This is a genomic window from Nonomuraea aurantiaca, assembly GCF_020215705.1.
GTDB lineage: Bacteria > Actinomycetota > Actinomycetes > Streptosporangiales > Streptosporangiaceae > Nonomuraea > Nonomuraea aurantiaca.
On record NZ_JAIWNB010000093.1, the window covers coordinates 1 to 2,692 of the forward strand.

Below are 2,692 nucleotides of genomic sequence, written 5' to 3' on the forward strand. Positions count from 1 at the left end.
GCCGTAGCATTCGCGCTCAACACCAGGCCCCGAAAAACTCTCGGGTGGAAGACACCGGCAGAAGCCTTCAGCGATCATCTAAACTTACTGCTGAACAGCAGTGTTGCGACGACTCCTTGAACCCAAGCTGGCTGCCCTTGTCACTGTGATGGATCACTCCGGTGCTGGGGCGGCGCTGGTGGATGGCCATCGCCAATGCGTCGGTCACCAGCTCGGTGCGCATGTGGTCGGCCATCGCCCAGCCGACGATGCGGCGGGAGAAGACGTCCAAGACGACCGCGAGGTAGACGAAGCCCTGCCAGGTCGGCACATAGGTGATGTCGGCGGTCCAGATCCGGTTCGGCTCGACCGCGCTGAACTTCCGCTTGACCAGGTCGGACGCGGCCACAGCCTGCCTATCTGCGATCGTCGTCCGGCAGCCCTTACGCCTGCTCACCCCGGCCAGCCCGGCTCGGCGCATGAGCCGGGCCACACGTTTGCGGCCGACACGAATGCCGTCGATCTTCCGCAGGTCGGCGTGGGTCCGCGGCGCCCCGTAGATCTCCTCGGAGGCCCGATGATGGTCGCGGATCTTGCCGGTCAGCTCGGCGTCGCGGCGCGCCATCGCGCTGGCGGGCCTGACTCTGCGATCCGAGCCACCAGGGCTACTTGGGGTTGTCCACGAGCCCGGCCCGACGCCCGCGCGGTGCCCGGGTGCGAGCTGCGGAGGCTGGAGTGGGGCCCGCAGACAGGCTACTACGTGTGCGAGAACTGCGGCCACCACGTCAGCGAGGCCGAGGCGATGGAGCGGGTGACGGAAGAGGCGGGATGATCACACGCGAGTCTCTGCCGCGTTGAACTCAACAACCGCCGCAGAGCCCCGGCTCACCTGTCCCCGGTGTCGGGGGAGGCGGCGGGGCTCTCTTCGCGTTGTCGCCCGTCAGCGAGTGGCGCACCGGGGTTCGCTGCCGCCTGCCCCCGTGAATGTCGGATTTTCGGGTCAGCCTCATGAATTCGTGCGCCCAGCAAATCCCCGCGTCCCGGCCATCCGTAATCCGGCCGGGACCCGGGAATCCGCAGGTTGTCAGGCCGTCCTGAGCCGCCATCCTTCGGTATAGGTCGGCGCTGTCCCGCTTTGTGGGTAATAGCCCCACTCTTCGCAGCGTGCGCCGGTTGGCGGAGGGTTGTTGGGGCCGGCGGTAGCCCGCCATGCTTCGATGGCATAGTTCACCTGGTACGCCTCCACGCCATATTCGGCGATCAGCCGGGTCCGTGGCGGTACCTGTACCGTGAAGGACACTCCGAGCGAGGTAGTGCGGCTCGCCTCGATTGTGGTGCTGACGTTGGTCTTGAGGAAGTCTTCAGCCTTCCCCGCCTGCACTCCCACAGCGCTCGTGATTCTGAACGTCGTCGACCTCGTGGTGGTGATCGTGTACGGCACCGTGCTATCTGTGCCGTTGTCGAGCAACTGGCCCTCGCTCACCAGAAAGTACGGCGCTGCCGAAAGTAACGTGTACCGGTACCCCTCCCACCGGTACCCAGGCCTGAGAGGGCCGATGCCCCTCCACTCGGTGATGTCGGCGGGGCAGGGCACTATATTCCCGGCGTTCGCGACGCCGGGGGTGACCGCCACGAACAGCGACGCCAGCAAGCTCGCCAGCGCCATGAGCACACCACGCCGAGTGCGCCGCCGACGTCTGCGCCGGTCTGGGCTCTCGCTCCGACTTGCCATGGGAATGTCCACGTCACCTCCAGGTCTGTTTTGTCAACGGCCAGGGTGTCACGCCGACGCGATCACGTCTTCGTGATCCGCAACAAGCCCACCGCACCCCTTGTCTCAACAACTGACAAAGCGTCATCTCATTTCAGACAGACCCGCCGAAGCGAGGATGCCTGCGCACATGGAACGTTAAACCGCCGGGCCGCGAACACCTGGTATCGACTCAGATGGAGTTGCCCCGGTTTGATAGACACGTCAGGGCTTGCGACTACGCGGCAGCATAGTCGAGCTCTCGGGTGTCCTTGAGCGCGTGTCGGCGTTCGTATTCGACGGGACTGAGCTGGCTGTTGGCGGAGTGGCGTCGGCGTGGGTTGTAGAACCCTTCGATGTAGCTGAACAGGGCCCGTTCGGCTTCTGACCTGGTGCGGAAGGTGCGCCGGTCGATCAGTTCGCACTCGAGAGAGGCGAAGAAGCTCTCGGTGATCGCATTGTCGAAGCACGTCCCGGTCCGGCCCGTCGACGGGCGGACGCCGGCTTGTTCGCAGCGCTTGCCGAAGGCGACCGAGGTGTACTGCTTGGGTTCAAGGAGTCAAGGCAACACATTGGGCCGGGGTTCGGTAGCCGAGGCACTTGCGGGGGCGGTTGTTCAGTCGGGCGGCCAGGGCGTCGAGGTCGGCCTGGCGCACCCAGGTACGGATCGACTGCGCGGAGGGCTGGAACTCCTTGGCCAGTTCCTCAGGCGTCCGTCCCGCGCGCACCAGTTCCACCATCTGCCGGCGAAACTCCGCGGATAGTTGTTCGGCACAGCAGACTCCTTCTTCCGGGAACCAGGGTTCCCCAGAGATCAGGTGTCCACCAAACCGGGCCAACTCCCAAGGCCAGGTAGTTAAGGTTTTTGGGCTGCTGGCAAGAGCGTTGGGGAGAGCGGCCCGGCAGTGTAGATACCCGGCCCGATCTTGCAGATGAGCTGGCTGTCGGCCCAGCGCGACAGTT

General features: G+C 65.2%; 4 protein-coding genes and 1 pseudogene. 1 reads left to right on the forward strand and 4 read right to left on the reverse strand.

The genetic code is table 11. The features are described 5' to 3' along the window. Nucleotides 1–67: 67 nt before the first annotated feature. Complete coding sequence (locus tag LDL49_RS56225) at nt 68–727, reverse strand: IS3 family transposase (protein ID WP_225303154.1); 660 nt, start codon at nt 725–727, stop codon at nt 68–70. Between LDL49_RS56225 and LDL49_RS58110 the strand changes: the two genes are divergently transcribed. Next, entirely contained in the window at nt 686–811 is a 126-nt protein-coding gene (locus tag LDL49_RS58110) for a hypothetical protein (protein ID WP_263656769.1), read from the forward strand. The genes LDL49_RS56225 and LDL49_RS58110 overlap by 42 nt on opposite strands. Nucleotides 812–1,063: 252 nt before the next feature. On the opposite strand, the gene LDL49_RS56230 is transcribed toward LDL49_RS58110, so the two are convergent. The 3 genes and pseudogenes from LDL49_RS56230 to LDL49_RS59750 all read right to left on the reverse strand — a co-directional run bounded on the left by LDL49_RS56230 (nt 1,064) and on the right by LDL49_RS59750 (nt 2,568). Next, nucleotides 1,064–1,645: a hypothetical protein gene (locus LDL49_RS56230; protein ID WP_225303152.1), complete on the reverse strand. Its 582-nt coding sequence runs from the start codon at nt 1,643–1,645 to the stop codon at nt 1,064–1,066. A 322-nt stretch (nt 1,646–1,967) separates the two neighbouring features. Next, nucleotides 1,968–2,273: pseudogene (locus LDL49_RS56235) on the reverse strand (IS3 family transposase); the annotation flags it as partial. 7 nt (nt 2,274–2,280) lie between these two features. Further along, complete coding sequence (locus LDL49_RS59750) at nt 2,281–2,568, reverse strand: transposase (RefSeq protein ID WP_372470759.1); 288 nt, start codon at nt 2,566–2,568, stop codon at nt 2,281–2,283. Nucleotides 2,569–2,692 lie beyond the last annotated feature (124 nt).

What these genes read in the sequence shown, in the direction of transcription:
- LDL49_RS56230 (WP_225303152.1), bottom strand. Translation starts at nt 1,645, where the DNA reads ATGGCGCTGGCGAGCTTGCTGGCGTCGCTGTTCGTGGCGGTCACCCCC.